The organism is Micromonospora sp. NPDC048169 (assembly GCF_040652815.1).
Taxonomy (GTDB): Bacteria; Actinomycetota; Actinomycetes; order Mycobacteriales; family Micromonosporaceae; genus Micromonospora.
This window is the reverse complement of the sequence record NZ_JBEZMS010000031.1, coordinates 20,810-39,510: the sequence shown is the minus strand read 5'-3', so window position 1 is coordinate 39,510 and position 18,701 is coordinate 20,810. Positions and strand designations below refer to the sequence as shown.

16 protein-coding genes are annotated in these 18,701 nt (G+C 70.6%); 13 read left to right on the top strand and 3 right to left on the bottom strand.

The window, feature by feature from the left end; all coding sequences use genetic code 11:
* The first annotated feature begins 22 nt into the window (after positions 1-22).
* The 7 genes from AB0D28_RS23165 to AB0D28_RS23135 all read left to right on the top strand — a co-directional run bounded on the left by AB0D28_RS23165 (position 23) and on the right by AB0D28_RS23135 (position 8,372).
* Entirely contained in the window at positions 23-1,273 is a 1,251-nt protein-coding gene (locus AB0D28_RS23165; protein ID WP_357388889.1) for a PspC domain-containing protein, read from the top strand.
* A gap of 1 nt (position 1,274) precedes the next feature.
* Positions 1,275-1,952 (top strand): response regulator transcription factor, encoded by a 678-nt coding sequence (locus AB0D28_RS23160; protein WP_357388852.1) that lies wholly within the window; start codon positions 1,275-1,277, stop codon positions 1,950-1,952.
* A gap of 583 nt (positions 1,953-2,535) precedes the next feature.
* Positions 2,536-4,179, top strand: coding sequence for an ABC transporter substrate-binding protein (locus tag AB0D28_RS23155; RefSeq protein ID WP_357388850.1), 1,644 nt, complete (start codon positions 2,536-2,538; stop codon positions 4,177-4,179).
* A gap of 144 nt (positions 4,180-4,323) precedes the next feature.
* Complete coding sequence (locus AB0D28_RS23150; RefSeq protein WP_357388848.1) at positions 4,324-5,250, top strand: ABC transporter permease; 927 nt, start codon at positions 4,324-4,326, stop codon at positions 5,248-5,250.
* A gap of 75 nt (positions 5,251-5,325) precedes the next feature.
* The gene (locus AB0D28_RS23145) at positions 5,326-6,309 is read left to right on the top strand and encodes an ABC transporter permease (protein WP_357388846.1); all 984 of its coding nucleotides are present in this window, start codon (positions 5,326-5,328) and stop codon (positions 6,307-6,309) included.
* A gap of 25 nt (positions 6,310-6,334) precedes the next feature.
* Positions 6,335-7,363: an ABC transporter ATP-binding protein gene (locus AB0D28_RS23140; protein WP_357388887.1), complete on the top strand. Its 1,029-nt coding sequence runs from the start codon at positions 6,335-6,337 to the stop codon at positions 7,361-7,363.
* A complete protein-coding gene (locus AB0D28_RS23135; protein ID WP_357388844.1) occupies positions 7,356-8,372 on the top strand; it encodes a dipeptide ABC transporter ATP-binding protein in 1,017 nt (338 codons plus the stop codon). Before AB0D28_RS23140 ends, AB0D28_RS23135 begins: the two co-directional genes overlap by 8 nt.
* 85 nt (positions 8,373-8,457) lie before the next feature.
* Here AB0D28_RS23135 and AB0D28_RS23130 read toward each other — a convergent pair whose 3' ends face one another.
* Positions 8,458-8,811: a chorismate mutase gene (locus AB0D28_RS23130; protein ID WP_357388842.1), complete on the bottom strand. Its 354-nt coding sequence runs from the start codon at positions 8,809-8,811 to the stop codon at positions 8,458-8,460.
* 289 nt (positions 8,812-9,100) lie between these two features.
* Between AB0D28_RS23130 and pcrA the strand changes: the two genes are divergently transcribed.
* From pcrA to AB0D28_RS23115, 3 genes are all read left to right on the top strand, one after another.
* Entirely contained in the window at positions 9,101-11,494 is a 2,394-nt protein-coding gene (pcrA, locus tag AB0D28_RS23125; protein WP_357388840.1) for a DNA helicase PcrA, read from the top strand.
* 105 nt (positions 11,495-11,599) lie between these two features.
* Positions 11,600-12,130, top strand: coding sequence for a SigE family RNA polymerase sigma factor (locus tag AB0D28_RS23120; protein ID WP_357388838.1), 531 nt, complete (start codon positions 11,600-11,602; stop codon positions 12,128-12,130).
* Positions 12,127-13,566: a hypothetical protein gene (locus AB0D28_RS23115; protein WP_357388836.1), complete on the top strand. Its 1,440-nt coding sequence runs from the start codon at positions 12,127-12,129 to the stop codon at positions 13,564-13,566. The genes AB0D28_RS23120 and AB0D28_RS23115 overlap by 4 nt, the downstream gene beginning before the upstream one ends.
* Positions 13,567-13,624: 58 nt before the next feature.
* On the opposite strand, the gene AB0D28_RS23110 is transcribed toward AB0D28_RS23115, so the two are convergent.
* Positions 13,625-14,398 carry a M23 family metallopeptidase gene (locus AB0D28_RS23110; RefSeq protein ID WP_357388834.1) on the bottom strand — a complete coding sequence of 258 codons (774 nt, stop codon included), beginning with the start codon at positions 14,396-14,398 and terminating at the stop codon, positions 13,625-13,627.
* 250 nt (positions 14,399-14,648) lie between these two features.
* Positions 14,649-15,359: a M23 family metallopeptidase gene (locus AB0D28_RS23105; protein WP_357388832.1), complete on the bottom strand. Its 711-nt coding sequence runs from the start codon at positions 15,357-15,359 to the stop codon at positions 14,649-14,651.
* Positions 15,360-15,763: 404 nt separating this feature from the next.
* Here AB0D28_RS23105 and AB0D28_RS23100 point away from each other — a divergent pair, with 404 nt between their 5' ends.
* From AB0D28_RS23100 to sucD, 3 genes are all read left to right on the top strand, one after another.
* Positions 15,764-16,168, top strand: a complete 405-nt coding sequence (locus tag AB0D28_RS23100) for a cobalamin B12-binding domain-containing protein (protein ID WP_357388830.1) — start codon at positions 15,764-15,766, stop codon at positions 16,166-16,168.
* Between the two features lie 437 nt (positions 16,169-16,605).
* Positions 16,606-17,784, top strand: a complete 1,179-nt coding sequence (gene sucC, locus AB0D28_RS23095) for an ADP-forming succinate--CoA ligase subunit beta (protein WP_210896351.1) — start codon at positions 16,606-16,608, stop codon at positions 17,782-17,784.
* Between the two features lie 2 nt (positions 17,785-17,786).
* On the top strand, positions 17,787-18,674 hold the full coding sequence (gene sucD, locus AB0D28_RS23090) for a succinate--CoA ligase subunit alpha (protein WP_210896349.1): 888 nt from the start codon (positions 17,787-17,789) through the stop codon (positions 18,672-18,674).
* The last annotated feature ends 27 nt before the right edge of the window (positions 18,675-18,701 follow it).

The window sequence follows — 18,701 nt, the reverse complement described above, 5'->3', positions numbered from 1 at the left end:
CGCCTCGACCTGGGAGTCTCCGATCAGCAGCACCCCCGCACCGCACGCCCCGCGCCTCTACCGGGCCACCGAGCACCGGCTGGCCGCCGGGGTGGCCGCGGGCATCGCCGAGCACCTGGGCATCCCGGTGCTGCGGGTCCGCGTGGCGTTCATGGTGCTGCTCGGGTTGAGTGGTCTCGGACTGCTGCTCTACGCCGCCTTCTGGGCGGTGGTCCCGCCCCGCCCCGGCGACACCGCCGCCCCGCCCCGCCGCGACCTCGCCCAGCTGCTGCCGTTCGTGGTGATCGGCCTCGGCGTGCTGCTGCTCCAGGTGGTCGCGTTCAACTCGGTGGGCGCGGCCGGCACCGCCGGCTGGCTGGTGGCGATCATCGCGGTCGGCGCGGGCGTCATCTGGCACCAGGCCGCCCCGGAGCGCCGCCGGCAGTGGGGCGACTCCGCGGTGCCCTGGCTGGGCGCGGTGGTGGAGGAGAGCGACAGGCGTGCGTTCGTGCTGCGCTTCATCGGCGGCGGCGTGCTCGTCGCGGTCGGCATCATCGGCGTGGCGGCCGTCTACTCGCCGTCGCAGAACTTCGACGCGGTGCTCAACGGCGTGATCTTCGCGTTGGTCGGGCTGGCCGGCGTGGGCGTGGTCACCGGTCCGGTGCTCTGGCGCACCTGGAACCAGCTGCGATCCGAGCGGGAGGGCCGCATCCGGGAGCAGGAGCGCGCCGAACTGGCCGCGATGGTGCACGACCAGGTGCTGCACACGCTGGCCCTGATCCAGCGCAACGCCAGCGACGTCAAGACGGTGCAGCGGCTGGCCCGGGGTCAGGAGCGCTCGCTGCGCAACTGGCTCTACAAGCCGACCGCGTCGCCCACCGAGCGCTTCGCGGCCGCGCTGGAGCAGGCCGCCGCCGAGGTGGAGGACACCTTCGCCATCACCGTCGAGGTGGTGGTGGTCGGCGACCGGGAGACCGACGAGCGGGTGGGCGCGATAGTGGCCGCCGCCCGGGAGGCTCTGGTCAACGCGGCCCGGCACGCCGGTGTGCAGACCGTGTCGCTGTACGCCGAGGTGGAGCCGGAGCAGGTGAGCGTGTTCGTCCGGGACCGGGGCAAGGGCTTCGACCCGGATACCGTGGAGAATCACCGGCACGGCGTCCGGGGCTCGATCATCGGACGGATGAAGCGGCACGGCGGCCGGGCGGAGATCCGGTCCGAGCCGGGGGAAGGGACCGAGGTCCGGCTGATCCTGCCGATCAGCGGCTCCGGCCCCACGGCGGAAAGGGACAGGTGACATGTCCGAGCAGGAACCGGTCGAGGGTACGACGCCGCGCGGGCCGCTGCGGGTGTTCCTCGTCGACGACCACGCGATGTTCCGGGCCGGCGTCCGCGCCGAGCTGGGCGCACGGGTGGATGTGGTCGGCGAGGCCAGCTCGGTGGCCGAGGCGGTGACCCGGATCGCGGCCACCGCGCCGGACGTGGTGCTGCTCGACGTGCACATGCCCGACGGCGGTGGCCGCGCGGTGCTGGAGGCGATGCGGCGTACCCACCCGCAGGTGCGGTTCCTGGCGTTGAGCGTCTCCGACGCCGCCGAGGACGTGATCGGCCTGATCCGCGCCGGCGCGCGGGGGTACGTCACGAAGACGATCTCGCCGGAGGAGCTGACCGACGCGATCCGCCGGGTGGCCGACGGCGACGCGGTTTTCAGTCCGCGGCTGGCCGGGTTCGTGCTGGACGCGTTCGCCTCCCGGCCGGACGCGCCGGTGGCCGACCCCGAGCTGGACCAGCTCACCAACCGCGAGCGCGAGGTGCTGCGGCTGCTCGCCCGGGGGTACGCGTACAAGGAGATCGCCAAGGAGCTGTACATCTCGATCAAGACGGTCGAGACGCACGTCTCCAACGTGTTGCGCAAGCTCCAGATGTCGAACCGGTACGAGTTGTCCCGCTGGGCCGCCGACCGCCGGCTGGTCTAGGACCGGCTGCCGCCCGGGGGCGGGGCCTCGGCGGCCTCGTACCCCGGGGTGGTCGTGTCGACCGCTCAGTCGGCATGACATCATCCGGACGGACAGAAAACGCGACAGTCGTACGCCCACCAGGAACGTCCGCGCCGGCGCGGCGAACGTCACAGCTCCCCTGCCGTAGGGACACCCGTCGACCTCTTGCTGCCCGTTCTGCCTGTTCAGGGCCCTATCGTCCGCACACTTTGTGATCTTTTCTCAAGTATCGGCAACGTGGCGACCAACTAACGGCTTGATAACGGCACCTTCACGGAAAGGGCCGGTTGGTGTCACAGTGGCAGCACCTCACCCCCCGGTGTGAGGCACTTCGTCGGGCCCGTCGAACACGTGACGCCGTCTTTCGCGCCGCCGCGTGGTCGCCGACCCTGCGCGGTGCCTCGTCCAGGGTGTGGCGCCCGGCGGATCGGTACCCCTGGGGTGTCCCGAATTCCTCTGCGGTAAACCGGTGTCCTGCGGTTCGGGCCGCCGGTGGTGTCACCCCCCAAGACGTGCGTGAAACTCACGACGGAACCAGGTTAGAAAGAGGAGGCCCCTCGGAATGAGAGTCTCGAAGCGGGCGAGCGGCGCGCTCGCGGTGGGCGCGGCATTCGCGCTCGTCGCGTCCGGCTGCTCCAGCGGGAACAACGACGGTGGCGACGCCGGCGCCAGCAAGGACGGCGCGATCGTCATCGACGGCACCCAGCCGGAGAACCCCCTGGTTCCGGCGAACACCACCGAGACCGGTGGTGGCAAGGTCATCGACTGGGTGTGGAGCGGCCTGGTCGAGTACCCCAACAACGGTGGGGCGCCGCAGAACCTGCTCGCCGAGTCGATCGACACGACCGACTCGAAGGTCTTCAAGATCAAGATCAAGCAGAACACCAAGTTCCACGACGGCACCACCGTCAAGGCCGAGAGCTTCGTCAAGGCCTGGAACTGGGCGGCGTACGGCCCGAACGGCGCGCAGAACGCCTCCTTCTTCTCCGACATCCAGGGCTTCGACGACGTCTACACCGAGGACCCGGACGGCCCGGAGGGCCCGCAGAAGGCTCCGGAGCCCAAGGCCAAGGACATGTCCGGCCTGAAGGTCGTCGACGACTGGAACTTCGAGGTCACGCTCTCCGCGCCGACCTCTGTGTTCCCGACCAAGCTCGGCTACAGCGCCTTCATGCCGCTGCCGGACGCGTTCTTCTCGTCCACCCCGGCTGACTTCGGCAAGAAGCCGATCGGTAACGGCCCGGTCAAGCTCGTCTCCTGGCAGGACGACGTCGAGATCAAGCTGACCCGCTTCGACGACTACAGCCTGCGCGACAAGATGAAGATCAAGGACGTCACCGTCAAGATCTACCAGGACGACACGGCGGCGTACAACGACCTGCTCGCCGGCAACCTGGACTTCCAGCAGCAGGTTCCGGTCTCCGCGCTGGCCGGTGAGAAGTGGAAGACCGACCTGGGCGAGCGGGCCATGCCGACGACCACCCCGTCGACCGGCATCATCGCCTTCCCGATCTACGACAAGCGCTTCCAGAACCCGAAGCTGCGCAAGGCGATCTCGCTGTCCATCGACCGGCAGTCGATCACCGACAAGATCTTCTTCGGTAACCGCAAGCCGGCCGACAGCTGGGCCAACCCGCTGACCCCGGGTGCCGAGCCGAAGAACTGCACCGCCTGCAAGTTCGACGTGGCCCAGGCCAAGCAGCTCCTCACCGAGGCCGGTGGCTTCCAGGGCAAGCTGACCCTGTCGTACAACGCGGACGCTAGCCACAAGGAGTGGATGGAGGCCGTCGCCCAGCAGATCAAGACCAACCTGGGCATCGACGCGGTCGCGGTCGGCGTGCCGACCTTCGCGGTCTTCCGCGCCAACATCAACGCCTACAAGATGACCGGCGCCTACCGGGCCGGCTGGCAGCAGGACTACCCGGACGTCGAGAACTGGATCAACCCGCTCTACGTCACCGGTGGTTCCTCCAACGACGGCAAGTACAGCAACCCCGAGGTGGACCGTCTCGCCAAGGAGGCCTCCGCGGCCCCCAGCATCGAGGAGGCCCACAAGAAGTTCGCTGAGGCCGTCAAGCTGATCGACCAGGACGTCCCCTCCATGCCGATCTACTTCGGTGGCCAGCAGTCCGGCTACTCGGAGAAGATCAAGAAGCTGGAGCTGTCCAACGTCGGTGAGCTCGACATCACCTCGGTCGAGCTCTGATCCGAACGGTCTGACCCCGGGTCGGGCTCGCCTACCGGTGAGCCCGACCCGGGGCCGTTCCGCGAGGGGGTGTACAACGAACCCCTCGCACGTTGTCGCCGCCGCGCCGGCCTACCCGGCGCTCCCTGTCTGGAGGACCACCCCATGGGCCGTTATCTCTTGAGACGGCTGCTGCAACTCGTACCGGTGTTCATCGGCACGACGTTCCTGATCTACTGGCTCGTCTGGTCAGTGCCCGGTGACCCCTTCGCCGGCAAGTGCGGCGACCGCGGTTGCCCGCCGAACTACCGGGCCATGATGGTCGAGAAGTACCATCTCGACGACTCGATCTGGGTGCAGTACGCCAGCTACATGAAGAACCTTCTGCAGGGTGACTTCGGTATCACGTTCAGCGGTCGCGAGATCAGCGACATCATCGCCACGTCGTACCCGAACACCCTGAAGCTGGCGGTGGTCGCCCTCACCATCGAGGCCGTGATCGGTCTCGGTGCGGGCATCCTGACCGGTCTGCGGCGCAACGGCTTCCTGGACAACCTGGTCCTGGTCTCCACGCTCTTCCTGATCGCCCTGCCGGTCTTCGTCATCGGCTTCGTGCTTCAGTGGCTGCTCGGCGTCAAGTGGGGCATCATCAACCCGACCGTCTCCAACGAGATGCGGTTCAGCGAACTGATCGTGCCCGGGTTCGTGCTCGGCAGCGCGTCGATGGCGTACGTGGCGCGGGTGGCCCGGACGAGCATCGCCGAGAACCGGCGTGCCGACTACGTCCGTACCGCGATCGCCAAGGGCCTGCCCATGCGCCGCGTGGTCGGCGTGCACCTGCTGCGCAACTCGCTCATCCCGGTGGTCACCCTGCTCGGCACCGACCTCGGTGCGCTGATGGGTGGCGCGATCGTGACCGAGGGCATCTTCGGCATCAACGGCATCGGCCGGCAGGTGCTCCGCTCGATCGTCACGAAGGAGAGCGCTACCGTTGTGGGGATCGTGGTGGTGTTGGTGCTTGTCTATCTCGTCATGAACCTGGTGGTCGACCTGCTCTACGCCGCCCTCGACCCGAGGATCCGCTATGAGTGACCGCCGCAGCGAACGAATCGTCCCAGCAGTCTGCGCGGGTAACCACGCCCGCGCCGAGCGCAACGAGGTGCGGGCATGAGTGACCCGAGTTCCGCGTCGATCGTGACGACGCCGCCCGCGACCATGCCCACCGAGGCCGGGTCGGGCGCACCCACCGACGCCGGTCTGCCCGAGAGCGCCAAGCAGCAGAAGCCCCGTGGCCTGCTCGGCGACGCCTGGATCGACCTGCGTCGCAAGCCGCTGTTCTGGATCTCGGCGACGTTCATCCTGCTGTTCATCCTGATGGCCGCCGTCCCGTCGCTGTTCACCTCCGGCGACGCGGTGAACGGCGCGCTGGAGCGCAGCCGGGTCGAGCCGTCCTCCTCCGCCTGGTTCGGCTACGACGTGCAGGGCCGCGACGTCTACGCCCGGGTCATCTACGGCGCCCGCGCCTCGATCGTGGTCGCTGTGGTCTCCACCCTCCTGACGCTGTTCGTCGGTGGCGCCATGGGCATCATCGCCGGCTACCGCGGCGGCTGGGTGGACGCGGTGCTGTCCCGGATCGCGGACATCTTCTTCGGCCTGCCGTTCGTGCTCGGCTCGATCGTCATCCTGACCACGTTCAACGGGTCCGGCACCGACAACGGCGAGTGGACGATCATGGGCCTGGTGATCCTGTCCCTGAGCGTGCTGACCTGGCCGGTGGTGATGCGGCTGATGCGCTCCTCGGTGCTCTCCACCAAGGAGGCCGACTACATCGTCGCGGCCCGTGCCCTGGGCGCGAGCACCGGCCGGATCATCCTCAAGCACCTGCTGCCGAACTGCCTGGCGCCGCTGCTGGTCTACGGCACGATCCTGGTGGGCTCGTTCATCGGCGCGGAGGCCACGCTCTCGTTCCTCGGCATCGGCCTGAAGAACCCGGTGGTTTCCTGGGGCATCATGATCAGCGAGGCGCAGAACTACATCCGGGTCTCGCCGTTCCTGCTGTTCTTCCCCGCCGCGTTCCTCGTCACCGCCGTGCTGAGCTTCGTCATGCTCGGCGAGGCGGTCCGCGAGGCCCTCGACCCGAAGCTCCGATAGGGGAACTGAGTTGTCCGACATTCTCGTGTCCGAGCAGTCCGCGCCGGGCGCCGACGGATCCGGCCGCCCCTCGGGCCGCCTGCTCGAGGTCGACGACCTTCGGGTGGAGTTCCGCACCCGGGACGGCGTCGCCAAGGTCATCAACGGAGTCACGTACCACGTCGACGCGGGGGAGACCCTCGCCGTGCTCGGCGAGTCCGGCTCCGGCAAGAGCGTCACCGCGCAGACCATCATGGGCATCCTGGACACCCCGCCCGGGTTCGTCACCGGCGGCGAGGTCCGCTTCCACGGCAAGGACATGCTCAAGCAGTCCGCCGAGCAGCGGCGACGGATCCGTGGCGAGGGCATCGCCATGATCTTCCAGGACTCGCTCTCCGCCCTCAACCCGGTTTTCACGGTCGGCTTCCAGATCGCCGAGCAGTTCCGCGTCCGGCGCGGCATGAGCCGCTCGGACGCCAAGAAGCGCGCGATCGAGATGCTCGACCAGGTGAAGATCCCCAACGCCAAGGGCCGGTTCAGCAACTACCCGCACCAGTTCTCCGGCGGTATGCGGCAGCGCGCCATGATCGCCATGTCGCTGGCGCTGGACCCCGAGGTGCTGATCGCCGACGAGCCGACCACCGCGCTGGACGTGACGGTGCAGGCCCAGATCATGGACCTGCTCGGCGAACTGCAGCGCGAGCGGCAGATGGGCATGATCCTGATCACCCACGACCTCGGCGTGGTCGCCGACGTCGCGGACCGGATCGCGGTCATGTACGCCGGCCGGATCGTCGAGGAAGCCGACGTCTACGAGCTGTACCGCAAGCCGGCGCACCCGTACACGCTGGGCCTGCTCAACTCGATCCCCCGGATGGACGAGAAGGGCCAGGAGCTCCGCACCATCAAGGGCCTCCCGCCGAACCTGATGAACATTCCGCCGGGCTGCGCGTTCAACCCGCGTTGCCCGATGGCGCAGCCGGTGTGCCGGGAGAAGGTCCCGCCGCTGCTGCAACTGGGCAACGGCCGGGCCAGCGCCTGCCACTTCGCCGAGGAGCTGGTGAACCGTGACTGAGAACATCATCGAGGTTCGTGACCTGGTCAAGCACTACCCGGTGACCCGGGGCGTGGTGTTCAAGAAGACCATCGGCCAGGTCAAGGCCGTCGACGGCGTCTCCTTCGAACTCAAGGCCGGCGAGACGCTCGGCGTGGTCGGCGAGTCCGGCTGCGGCAAGTCGACGCTCGCCCGGGTGCTGATGAACCTGGAGAAGCCGACCTCCGGTCAGGTCCTCTACAAGGGCCAGGACATCTCGAAGCTCTCCGGCGGCGCGCTGCGGCGACTGCGCCGGCAGATCCAGCTCGTGATGCAGGACCCGTACACCTCGCTGAATCCCCGGATGACAGTGGGTGACCTGATCGGCGAGCCGTTCGAGATCCACCCCGAGGTGGCCCCGCGCGGCAGCCGGCGCAGCAAGGTCAAGGAGCTGCTCGACCTGGTCGGCCTCAACCCGGAGCACATCAACAGGTACCCGCACCAGTTCTCCGGCGGTCAGCGGCAGCGCATCGGCATCGCCCGGGCGCTGGCGCTGCGGCCCGAGGTGATCGTCTGCGACGAGCCGGTGTCGGCCCTGGACGTCTCGATCCAGGCCCAGGTGATGAACCTGCTGGAGAAGCTCCAGGCCGAGTTCGGGTTGTCGTACGTCTTCATCGCCCACGACCTGTCCGTGGTGCGGCACCTGTCCGACCGGGTCGCCGTGATGTACCTGGGCAAGATGGTGGAGATCGGCACCGAGGACGAGATCTACGAGCGGCCGACCCACCCGTACACCCAGGCTCTGCTGTCGGCGGTGCCGGTGCCGGACCCGACCGTGCGGGAGAGCAAGGCGATCATCCGGCTCCAGGGCGACGTGCCGTCGCCGGTCAGCCCGCCCTCGGGCTGCCGGTTCCGCACGCGGTGCTGGAAGGCGCAGGACGTCTGCGCCCAGGAGGTGCCGCTGCTGGAGATCCGGCCGGGCTCGGACCACCCGAGCGCCTGCCACTTCGCGGAGAAGCGGGAGATCGTCGTCACCCACGAGGTGGCCTGATCCGTTCCGGACCGCCTGCCGGCGTCAACTCGACGCCGGCAGGCGGTTCGTCGTCTCCACGGCCGTCACGGCGTCCGCGCGGCCGTCACAGCGGGCCGCGGCCGGCGCGCAGCAGCAGGAGCGCGAGCTGCGTGCCGTCGGCGCCGAGCTCGGCCCGGAACCGCTCCAGGATCTCCCGCTCGCGGGAGAGCACCAGCCGGGTGCCGCCGGACGCCATCCGGGTCGCGCCGACCTCCTGGGAGAGCGCGGCCCGCTCCTGCCAGAGCGCGATGAGCGTACGGTCGATCTCGTCGATCCGCCGCCGGATCTCGCCGATCCGTTCCGCCGCCGCCGTGTCGTCGGTGCCGGTCCGGGCCGCGGCGGCCCCGGTCGGGTCGCCGCCGGCCGGCCGGTCGTGCCGCGCCAGGCTGCCGCTGGGCTCCACCACGTCAGTCATCATCGTCGTCCCTCTCGGGGCTCGGGCCCGGTACCCGGATCCCGGAACGAAAAACGCCCCGGGCTCTGGGGAGCCCGGGGCGTTTCGTAGGTCAGTGATCAGGCGCGACCCACGGCTGCCGGACTCCCGGTGCCGTAGTAAAAGGAGAAGCGCTGATCGAACACGCGTCGAGTATGCCGACCACCCGGGCGGGCGCGCAAGAAGACGCACCAACAGGTGAGACGTGCCGGTGTGCGCCGACCGGCGGCGCGGGCGGGGAAGTGTCCGCCGGGCGGCATAGACTCGGGCTGCGATGCATCCTCTCTTCGACATTCCCGCGTCCCCACCCGCGCCGGAGTCCCGGCCGACCCCGTCGCGCCGTCCCGGGGGCCCCGGGCCGGACCCGGGCGCCCTCCTCGACGGCCTGAACGGCCCTCAGCGGGACGCCGTGACCCACGCCGGCTCTCCGCTGCTGATCGTGGCCGGTGCCGGCTCCGGCAAGACCCGGGTGCTCACCAACCGGATCGCCTACCTGCTCGCCGCCCGCGACGCGCATCCCGGCGAGATCATCGCGATCACGTTCACGAACAAGGCCGCCGGTGAGATGAAGGAGCGGGTGGCCGCGCTGGTCGGCCCGCGTGCCCGGCTCATGTGGGTCTCGACGTTCCACTCGGCCTGCGTACGCATCCTGCGGGCCGAGCACGAGCACGCCGGCCTGAAGTCGACGTTCTCGATCTACGACGCGGACGACTCGCGCCGGTTGATGCAGATGGTCGCCCGCGAGCTGGATCTGGACCCGAAGCGCTACCCGGCCCGGGGTCTGGCCGCACAGGTGTCGAACCTGAAGAACGAGCTGGTCGACCCGGAGGAGTTCGCCGGCCGGGCCAAGGGGCCCAACGAGCGGGCGCTGGCCGAGGCGTACACGCTCTACCAGCGGCGGCTGCGCGAGGCACACGCGCTGGACTTCGACGACCTGATCATGACGACGGTGCACCTGCTCCAGTCGCACCCGCACGTGGCGGAGAGCTACCGGCGCCGGTTCCGGCACGTGCTCGTCGACGAATACCAGGACACCAACCACGCCCAGTACGTGCTGATCAAGGAGCTGGTCTCCGGGACCGAGGGGATCCCGCCGGCCGAGCTGTGCGTGGTCGGCGACGCCGACCAGTCAATCTACGCGTTCCGGGGCGCGACCATCCGCAACATCCTGGAGTTCGAGCGGGACTTCACCGACGCCCGCACGATCCTGCTGGAGCAGAACTACCGCTCCACCCAGACCATTCTCAACGCCGCGAACGCGGTGATCGACCGCAACACCTCCCGCAAGCCGAAGCGGCTGTGGAGCGACGCCGGGTCCGGCGAGCAGATCGTCGGGTACGTCGCCGACACCGAGCACGCCGAGGCCGACTGGGTGGCGCGGGAGATCGACCGGCTGGTCGACGACGGCGAGACCCGCCCGGGCGACGTGGCGGTCTTCTACCGCACGAACGCCATGTCCCGGGTGTTCGAGGAGGTGTTCATCCGGGTCGGCCTGCCCTACAAAGTGGTCGGCGGGGTGCGCTTCTACGAGCGCAAGGAGGTCCGCGACGCGCTCGCCTACCTGCGTGCCGTGGTGAACGACGACGACACGGTCAGCCTGCGCCGGATCCTCAACACCCCGCGCCGGGGCATCGGCGAGCGGGCCGAGGCGTGCGTGGAGGCGCTGGCCGCGCGGGACCGCATCTCCTTCGGCGCCGCGCTGCGCCGGGCCAAGGACGCGCCGGGCATCTCCACCCGGGCGGCGAACGGCATCGCCGAGTTCGTCGCGCTGCTCGACGCGGCGCGGGAGCTGGCCGGCACCGGCACCCCGGAGGAGGTGCTGGAGGCGGTGCTGACCCGCTCGGGCTACCTGGCCGAGCTGGAGGAGAGCCTCGACCCGCAGGACGCCGGCCGGGTGGACAACCTCCAGGAACTGGTGAGCGTCGCCCGGGAGTACACCGAGCGGATCGAGGCGCTCGGCGCCGACGACGAGCGGGCCACCCTGGCCGGTTTCCTGGAGCAGGTGGCGCTCGTCGCCGACGCCGACCAGATCCCGTCCGACGACCCGGACCATCAGGGCGTGGTCACCCTCATGACCCTGCACACCGCGAAGGGGCTGGAGTTCCCGGTGGTCTTCCTGACCGGCCTGGAGGACGGCGTCTTCCCGCACCTGCGCTCGCTCGGCGACACGCGCGAGCTGGAGGAGGAGCGGCGGCTGGCGTACGTGGGCATCACCCGGGCCCGCCAGCGCCTCTACCTGTCCCGCGCGGTGACCCGGTCGGCCTGGGGCGCGCCCGCGTACAACCCGCCGTCACGGTTCCTTGAGGAGCTGCCGCCGGAGCTGGTCCGCTGGGAGCGCACCGAGGGGTCGTACACCTCGTGGGGTGGCGGGGGCGGCGGCGTCGGCGGCCGGGCGGACCGGCTCGGCCGCGGCGGCTTCGCCGGTGGCACGCCCAAGGCGACCGAGCTGGCCAAGCGGCTGGGCGTGGACGCGAGCCGCCTGGCCACCGCCAGCGAGCTGAAGCAGGCCCCGAAGGTCTCGGCCGGCGACCGGGTCAACCACCAGCGGTACGGCCTGGGCCGGGTGCTGGCGGTGGAGGGGGCCGGGCCGGGCGCCCGGGCGCAGATCGACTTCGGCGACCAGACCATGTGGCTGGTGCTGCGGCACGCCCCGATCGACAAGCTCTGAGCGCTGGGCGTTCGTAGCCCGACGGCACTCAACCCCGCAGGTCTCCGTTCGCGTCTTCCTCTGCGTCCGCTCGTGGACGCGAGACGGATGCGACCTGGAGGTGGCGTGAGTCGCGACGAGGACGACGAACAGTTCCGGCTGTTCGTACAGGAACAGTGGGTGAGGCTGCTCCGGGCGGCCTACCTGCTGACCGGCGACCGGGGGACGGCCGAGGACCTGGTGCAGTCTGCGCTGGAGAAGACCCATCGGCGCTGGGGAAGGGTACTGCGCCGGGATGCGCCCGAGGTCTACGTACGCCGGGTGATGGTCAACACGGCGATCTCCTGGCGACGGCGGCGTCGGCCGCTGGAGGTGCCGCTGCTGGCCTCCGACACCACACTGACGCCGGACGAGTACGCGCAGGTGGAGCAGCGACGGTTGCTGCTCACCGCGCTGCGCCGGCTGCCGCCCAGGACCCAGGCGGTTCTGGTGCTGCGCTACTTCGAGGACCTCAGTGAGGCGGACACCGCTCGGGTTCTCGGCTGCTCCGTCGGCTCGGTGAAGAGCCAGGCGTCGCGCGGGCTGGCCCGGCTGCGGGTCGAGTTCGCCCCGCCCGCCCCTGCGTCCCCGGTACGGCTCCAGGAGGATCCGGCATGACCGAGAACTTCGCCCGTTCGACGCTCGGTCCCGCGCTGTGCCAGGCCGCGCACGGTGTCGGCGTACCCGAGGACCCGTGGCCGGGGTTCGCCCGGCGCGAGCGACGGCATCGGCGCAACCGGCTGATCCGGGCGGCTGTGGCAGCGGTCGTGGCCGCGCTCGTCGGGGTCCAGGCCAACGTGGTGCCCCTCCCGGGCTGGGCGCCCGGCATCGCTGTCGCCGCCGCCCCGGCGGCGCTGCTCGACGCGCCGCCCCGGGGCGCGCTCGCCGGCGACCGGGCCTGGCTGGACACGTTACGGGAGCGGATCAGCGCCGATCCGGCGATGGGCCGCCCCACCGCACTGGGCGGCTCGAAGGCGGACGGCTTCTGGAAGGTCGGGGATCGCGACCGGATTCGTCTGCTCTACGGCAGTGACCGGCCGGGCCGCCGGGTCGCACTGGTGGCGGTGCCGCTGCGGTTCGGCCTGCTCACCAAGGAGACGCTGGTCTGGTACGCGGGCCCGGCCGGGGCCGACGCCGCGCAGATGCGCTACGCCGGTCACAGCGAGGCCGCCGACGACCCGGTCATGACGCTGATGCAGGCCGGTCCGGACGGGGGCGGGTTCGCGGTCGTCGTCGGGCCCCCGGGCTCGACTGTGACGATCAGTGGCGACCCCCGGTACACGACGAGGGGAACGCTGGAGTACGAGGACATCGCGCGGGCAGACGGCAGCGGGGCCGGGTTCGCCGTCCTGCCTCCCGGGCCGCTGCGGCACGAACCCGTCGTCCGGGTCGGCGGCGACAACCATGTGCTCTTCCAGGGCGGTCTGGGCGGCGGCCCGTACGCCGGGATCGACCCGACCGGGCGGGAGATGGACGTCCTGCTCACCGCCGCCCGGCGGGGCGCCCGAGGCACGCCGATGGCCGACGCCGACCTGCGCGACGTCGCCGGATGGGCGCTCCTCGACAGCCGCCTTCCGGTGGCCGGGACGACGGTACGGGTGCTGTGGTCGGGCACCGAGGGTGGCCGGCCTGCCGCGCTGCTCACCGTGCAGCCCGCAGGCGGCGGGGTGATCGCGTACGCGATGCGCGGCGACCACCGCACCGGCTGGGGGACCGACCTGCGGCTGCTGCTGCCGGCCGAGGGGGCCGACCGGCGGCCGATCGGCTGGCGGATCCGGGCCGACGACGGCACCCGTCCGCCCACCGGCCAGGTGCGGGTGATCGCCCCGCCGGACGCGGCCCGGGTCACGGTCACGGTCGGCGGCGCACCTCCGGTCGCCGTCGCGCTCGACGCGTCGAAGGCGGGCACCACGCGGGTACCGCCGGACCAGCCGGCCACCCTCACCGCGTACGCCACCGACGGCAGCGCCCTCGGCGCCACTCCGGTGCCGCCGGTCGAGACGGACATGTCGGGCCTGCCCGGGGACAGCCCGGCCACCCGGGTGACCCCCTGACGAAACGAAGGCGTGGCCGAGCCGTCTCCGGCTCGGCCACGCCGATGGATCACCCGCGTCAGCAGGCCACGCTGATGCCCCGGGCACGCAGGAACGGCGCCGGGTCGATCTGGCTCCACATCGCGCCCTGGTGCACCTCGAAGTGCAGGTGCGGGCCGGTGGAGTCGCCGGTGGAGCCCTCGTAGCCGATGACCTGGCCGGCGGTGACCTTGTCGCCCACGCCGACGGCGAGCCGGCTCTGGTGGGCGTAGTGGGTCAGGTAGCCGTTGTGGTGGTCGATGAAGACCGAGATGCCGTACCCGTCGCCCACGTCACCGGCCTTGACCACGGTGCCCGCCGCGGCGGCGTGGATCGGCGTGCCGGCCGGCATGGCGAAGTCGATGCCGGCGTGCTGGGTGCCCCAGCGGGGCCCGTAGCAGGACGTGACGGCGGCACCCTTCATCGGGATGACCCAGGTCGGCTTCTTCGCCGCTGTCGTCTTCTTCGGCTTCGGCTTCGGCTTCGGCTTCGCGGCCGCCGTCTTCTTCGGTGCCGGGGTGGTCGCGCTCGCGCTCGGGCTCGGCGACGGGCTGGCCGGTACGGCGGACGGGGTGACCGGCTCACGGGCCGAGCGGTCGGCGCGGGCGGCGTCGTCGGCGCGGGCCGCTACGCCGAGGTCGACGGCGGCCGGCCTCGGGTCGGACGGGGCGGTGGTGACGACCACGCCTCCGATGCCGAGGCCGAGCAGGGCCACCGCGCCGGTGACCACGTAGACGGCACGCCGGGCGGGGCGCCGGTGCCGGGCGGGAGCGTTGTCCGGGGTGGGGCTGCTGTGCTGCACGGGATCCTTCATCGGTTCGAGGGGCACGTGACCTCGAAATACTGGTGTCGGCGCAGCTCGCAGCGGGTATCGGGGGTGCGGAGGCGGCGGCACGGGTCGTCGCGGCGCGTCCGGTTTCCCGCCGCGCGACCGGTTCGGTCGAAGAGACGATCTTCGACCGGCGTGGTCCCGCTCACACTCGCGGATGTGACGTGGGAGACATCGGCACAGACGAAACCGCCCGGACCGTGCGGTCCGGGCGGTTAAGAGGCGTTACGGAGCGTCAGGAAGCGGCTGCGTCGCTGTAGAACTCTTCGAGTTCGAGCTGAATGTTCACTCCGCGATCCTTCAGGTATGCCACCGGGTCCTGCGGCTGGCCCTTGACATGGATCTCGAGGTGCAGGTGGGAGCCGTAGGAGTGGCCGGTGTTGCCGACCAGGCCGAGCTGGTCGCCGGCCTTCACCTCCTGGCCTTCCTTGACCGTCACGGCGGAGGAGTGGCCGTAGATGGCCTCGCTGCCGTCGGCGTGCTCGACGATGACGGCATAGCCGTAGCCGCCGAACCAGCCGGCCTTGGTGACGGTTCCGGCGTGGATCGCCTTGTAGGGCGTGCCCTCCGGGGCGACCAGGTCGACGCCGGTGTGCAGCTTGCCCCAGCGCATGCCGTAGGGGGACTTGAAGTCGTAGCCGTGCAGAGGCAGGAGCCAGGGGTCCTGCTCGGCGGCCTTGCTGTCGGAGCGGTCGGAGCGGGAGGCGGTGTCCGCGCTCTTGCCACGGTCGGCGGCGTCCTGGCTGGCGACCGAGGCCTGCCGCAGCTCGTCGAGGACCGACGGGTTGACGCTCTTGGCGTCGGGGAGGGCGTTCGCGCCGATGGCGACGATGCCGGCACCGACGAACGCGGTGGTGACCACCGCGGCGTAGCGGCTCCGCGGGGGGGTGGGTACGCGGCGGCGGCCGCGATATCGATCGGGCTCAGACGACAGGCGCTGGCGCACGCACACCCTCCGTTGTCGGGGATCCGATGCGACTCCGGACCGCTCGGTGAAGCTCGGTTGAATCTCCGGTGTCGCGTCGTCACCCGTCCGTGGACTTGATGACAACCGTGGACACGTTAGCCAACCGCCACTCCTGTCACAAGCCGAAGCGCCGAAATGCCGATTCGTTATGTCCAAATCTATCCGGCCTTGTTATATCTCGTGCCGCCGGTCGGATGGCCTGCCGACTGCCCATTCGTCGCGGACAGTGACCGAACGGCGGAGGTGTCCGGCTTTCCGCATGCGAGCCTGGGCAGTAGAGGGGCGGGACCGGTTGTGGGACGGATCAGGCCCGGCTTCCCGCCTCCCGGCCGGGCGGGTTACCGTTCGTTCAGGTCAGGAGTGCCGGTGAAAGGTGTGCGCAGATGAGCTCTCGTATCCGGGTCGTCGTCGCGAAGCCCGGCCTGGACGGCCACGACCGTGGGGCGAAGGTGGTCGCCCGCGCCCTGCGTGACGCGGGCATGGAGGTCATCTACACAGGCCTGCACCAGACGCCCGAGCAGATCGTCGAGACCGCCATCCAGGAGGACGCGGACGCGGTCGGCCTGTCGGTGCTCTCCGGCGCGCACATGACGCTGTTCAAGCGCGTCGTGGAGCTGTTCGCCGAGCGCGACGCCACCGACATCGTGGTGTTCGGCGGCGGCATCATCCCCGAGGCCGACATCCCGGAGCTGGAGCGGCTCGGCGTCGCGAAGATCTTCACCCCGGGCGCGACCACCGGGTCGATCGTCGGGTGGGTGCGGGAGAACGTCGCCCAGCCGGTCGGCTGACCCGCCGGTCCGCGGCCCCCGCGTTCCCGGCTCCGGGCACGGGGGAGGGGCCGGACGCACCCCTCACACGCCCGGCCCCTCTATGCACGATGCCCCGCCGCCACCCCTCGACCGACAGGGCATCGGCCGCTCCCGTCGTCGCGCTTCACCAGCACGCCGACATCACACTCAACGACGCCCCCGACGGGCGGTTACGCCCCGGTCCGGACATCCCCCGTACGGCTGACGCCCGCCCGCGCCGGCGCGGCGGTGACCGGACCGGCCGGGCCCGGCCTGTGCATTACCGCACACCGCGCACCCGCTCGGTTGCCGCCCGTTCCCATCTCGTTAGGCTGCGGCAAATGGCCTGTCTCATCTGATGACAGGCGTCAAACTGATTTTCCGAAGCTGGTGGCGGCGCGACGGCGCGCCGCGGAGACGGGACGGGACGCGCAAACGTGGACCTGTACGAGTACCAGGGGCGGGACCTGTTCGAGCGGCACGGCTTGCCCGTGCTCGCCGGCGGCGTCGCCACTACCCCGGAGGAGGCCCGCGCGATCGCCGAACGCCTCGGCGGCCGGGTGGTCGTCAAGGCGCAGGTGAAGGTCGGTGGCCGCGGCAAGGCCGGCGGCGTGAAGCTGGCCGAGGGCGCGGAGGAGACGGTGGCCCGGGCCACCGACATCCTCGGCATGGACATCAAGGGTCACACCGTCCACAAGGTCATGATCACCGTGACCGCGGACGTGGCCGAGGAGTACTACTTCTCGTATCTGCTCGACCGGGCGAACCGCACCTTCCTCTGCATCGCCAGCGTGGCCGGCGGTATGGACATCGAGCAGGTGGCGGCCGAGACCCCGGATCGGGTCGTCAAGGCCCCGATCGACGCCAACACCGGCGTCGACGAGGCGAAGGCCCGGGAGATCGTCACCGCGGCCGGCTTCCCGGCCGAGATCGCCGACCAGGTCGTCGACGTCGCGGTCAAGCTGTGGCAGGCGTTCGTCGCCGAGGACGCCACGCTCGTCGAGGTGAACCCGCTGGCCACCACCAAGGACGGCAAGCTGCTGCTCCTGGACGCCAAGGTCACCCTGGACGAGAACGCCGCGTTCCGGCACCCGGACCACGAGGCCCTTGTCGACCAGGCGTCGGTGGACCCGCTGGAGCAGGCCGCCAAGGCCAAGGACCTCAACTACGTCAAGCTCGACGGCGAGGTCGGCATCATCGGCAACGGCGCGGGCCTGGTCATGTCCACGCTCGACGTGGTCGCGTACGCGGGCGAGCGGCACGGCGGCGTCAAGCCGGCCAACTTCCTCGACATCGGCGGCGGCGCGAGCGCCGAGGTGATGGCGAACGGGCTGGAGATCGTGCTGTCCGACCCGTCGGTCAAGAGCGTCTTCGTCAACGTCTTCGGCGGCATCACCGCCTGCGACGCCGTCGCCAACGGCATCGTGCAGGCGCTGGCGCTGCTGGAGCAGCGCGGCGAGAAGGCCACCAAGCCGCTCGTCGTGCGCCTCGACGGCAACAACGCCGAGGCCGGCCGGGCGATCCTCGACGGCGCGGCCAACCCGCTGATCCAGCGGGTCGACACCATGGACGGCGCGGCCGAGCGGGCCGCCGAGCTGGCAGCTGCGGGGGTCTGACAATGGCTATCTGGCTGACCAAGGACTCCAAGGTCATCGTGCAGGGGATGACCGGTTCCGAGGGTTCCAAGCACACCCGGCGGATGCTCGCCGCCGGCACCAACGTGGTCGGCGGCGTGAACCCGCGCAAGGCCGGCACCACAGTCGACTTCGACGGCACCGAGCTGCCCGTCTTCGCCTCCGTCGCGGACGCGATGAAGGAGACCGGCGCGGACGTCACTGTCATCTTCGTACCGCCGCAGTTCACCAAGGCCGCCGTGGTCGAGGCGATCGACGCCGGCATCGACCTGGCCGTGGTGATCACCGAGGGCGTGCCGGTGCACGACACCGCCGCGTTCTGGGCGTACAACAAGTCCAAGGGCGAGCGGACCCGGATCATCGGCCCGAACTGCCCGGGCATCGCCTCGCCGGGCGCGTCGAACGCCGGCATCATCCCGGCCGACATCACCGGCTCCGGCCGGATCGGCCTGGTCAGCAAGAGCGGCACGCTGACCTACCAGATGATGTACGAGCTGCGCGACATCGGCTTCTCCACCTGCGTCGGCATCGGCGGTGACCCGATCATCGGCACCACCCACATCGACGCCCTGGCCGCCTTCGAGGCGGACCCGGAGACCGACGCGATCGTCATGATCGGCGAGATCGGCGGCGACGCCGAGGAGCGGGCGGCCGAGTTCATCAAGGCCAACGTCACCAAGCCGGTGGTCGGCTACATCGCCGGCTTCACCGCCCCGCCCGGCAAGACCATGGGCCACGCCGGCGCGATCATCTCGGGCTCGGCGGGCACCGCCGACGCCAAGAAGGCCGCGCTGGAGGCGGTGGGCGTCAAGGTCGGCAAGACCCCGACCGAGACCGCCAACCTGATGCGGGAGCTCATGTCCGGCCGCTAGGACAATGGCAACAGTGAGTGCGGGGGC

Bases quoted from the DNA above. Each gene is read 5' to 3' on its own strand.
- AB0D28_RS23160 (WP_357388852.1), top strand. From the start codon at position 1,275: ATGTCCGAGCAGGAACCGGTCGAGGGTACGACGCCGCGCGGGCCGCTG.
- AB0D28_RS23155 (WP_357388850.1), top strand. From the start codon at position 2,536: ATGAGAGTCTCGAAGCGGGCGAGCGGCGCGCTCGCGGTGGGCGCGGCA.
- AB0D28_RS23150 (WP_357388848.1), top strand. From the start codon at position 4,324: ATGGGCCGTTATCTCTTGAGACGGCTGCTGCAACTCGTACCGGTGTTC.
- AB0D28_RS23145 (WP_357388846.1), top strand. From the start codon at position 5,326: ATGAGTGACCCGAGTTCCGCGTCGATCGTGACGACGCCGCCCGCGACC.
- AB0D28_RS23130 (WP_357388842.1), bottom strand. From the start codon at position 8,811: ATGATGACTGACGTGGTGGAGCCCAGCGGCAGCCTGGCGCGGCACGAC.
- pcrA (WP_357388840.1), top strand. From the start codon at position 9,101: ATGCATCCTCTCTTCGACATTCCCGCGTCCCCACCCGCGCCGGAGTCC.
- AB0D28_RS23115 (WP_357388836.1), top strand. From the start codon at position 12,127: ATGACCGAGAACTTCGCCCGTTCGACGCTCGGTCCCGCGCTGTGCCAG.
- AB0D28_RS23110 (WP_357388834.1), bottom strand. From the start codon at position 14,398: ATGAAGGATCCCGTGCAGCACAGCAGCCCCACCCCGGACAACGCTCCC.
- AB0D28_RS23100 (WP_357388830.1), top strand. From the start codon at position 15,764: ATGAGCTCTCGTATCCGGGTCGTCGTCGCGAAGCCCGGCCTGGACGGC.
- sucD (WP_210896349.1), top strand. From the start codon at position 17,787: ATGGCTATCTGGCTGACCAAGGACTCCAAGGTCATCGTGCAGGGGATG.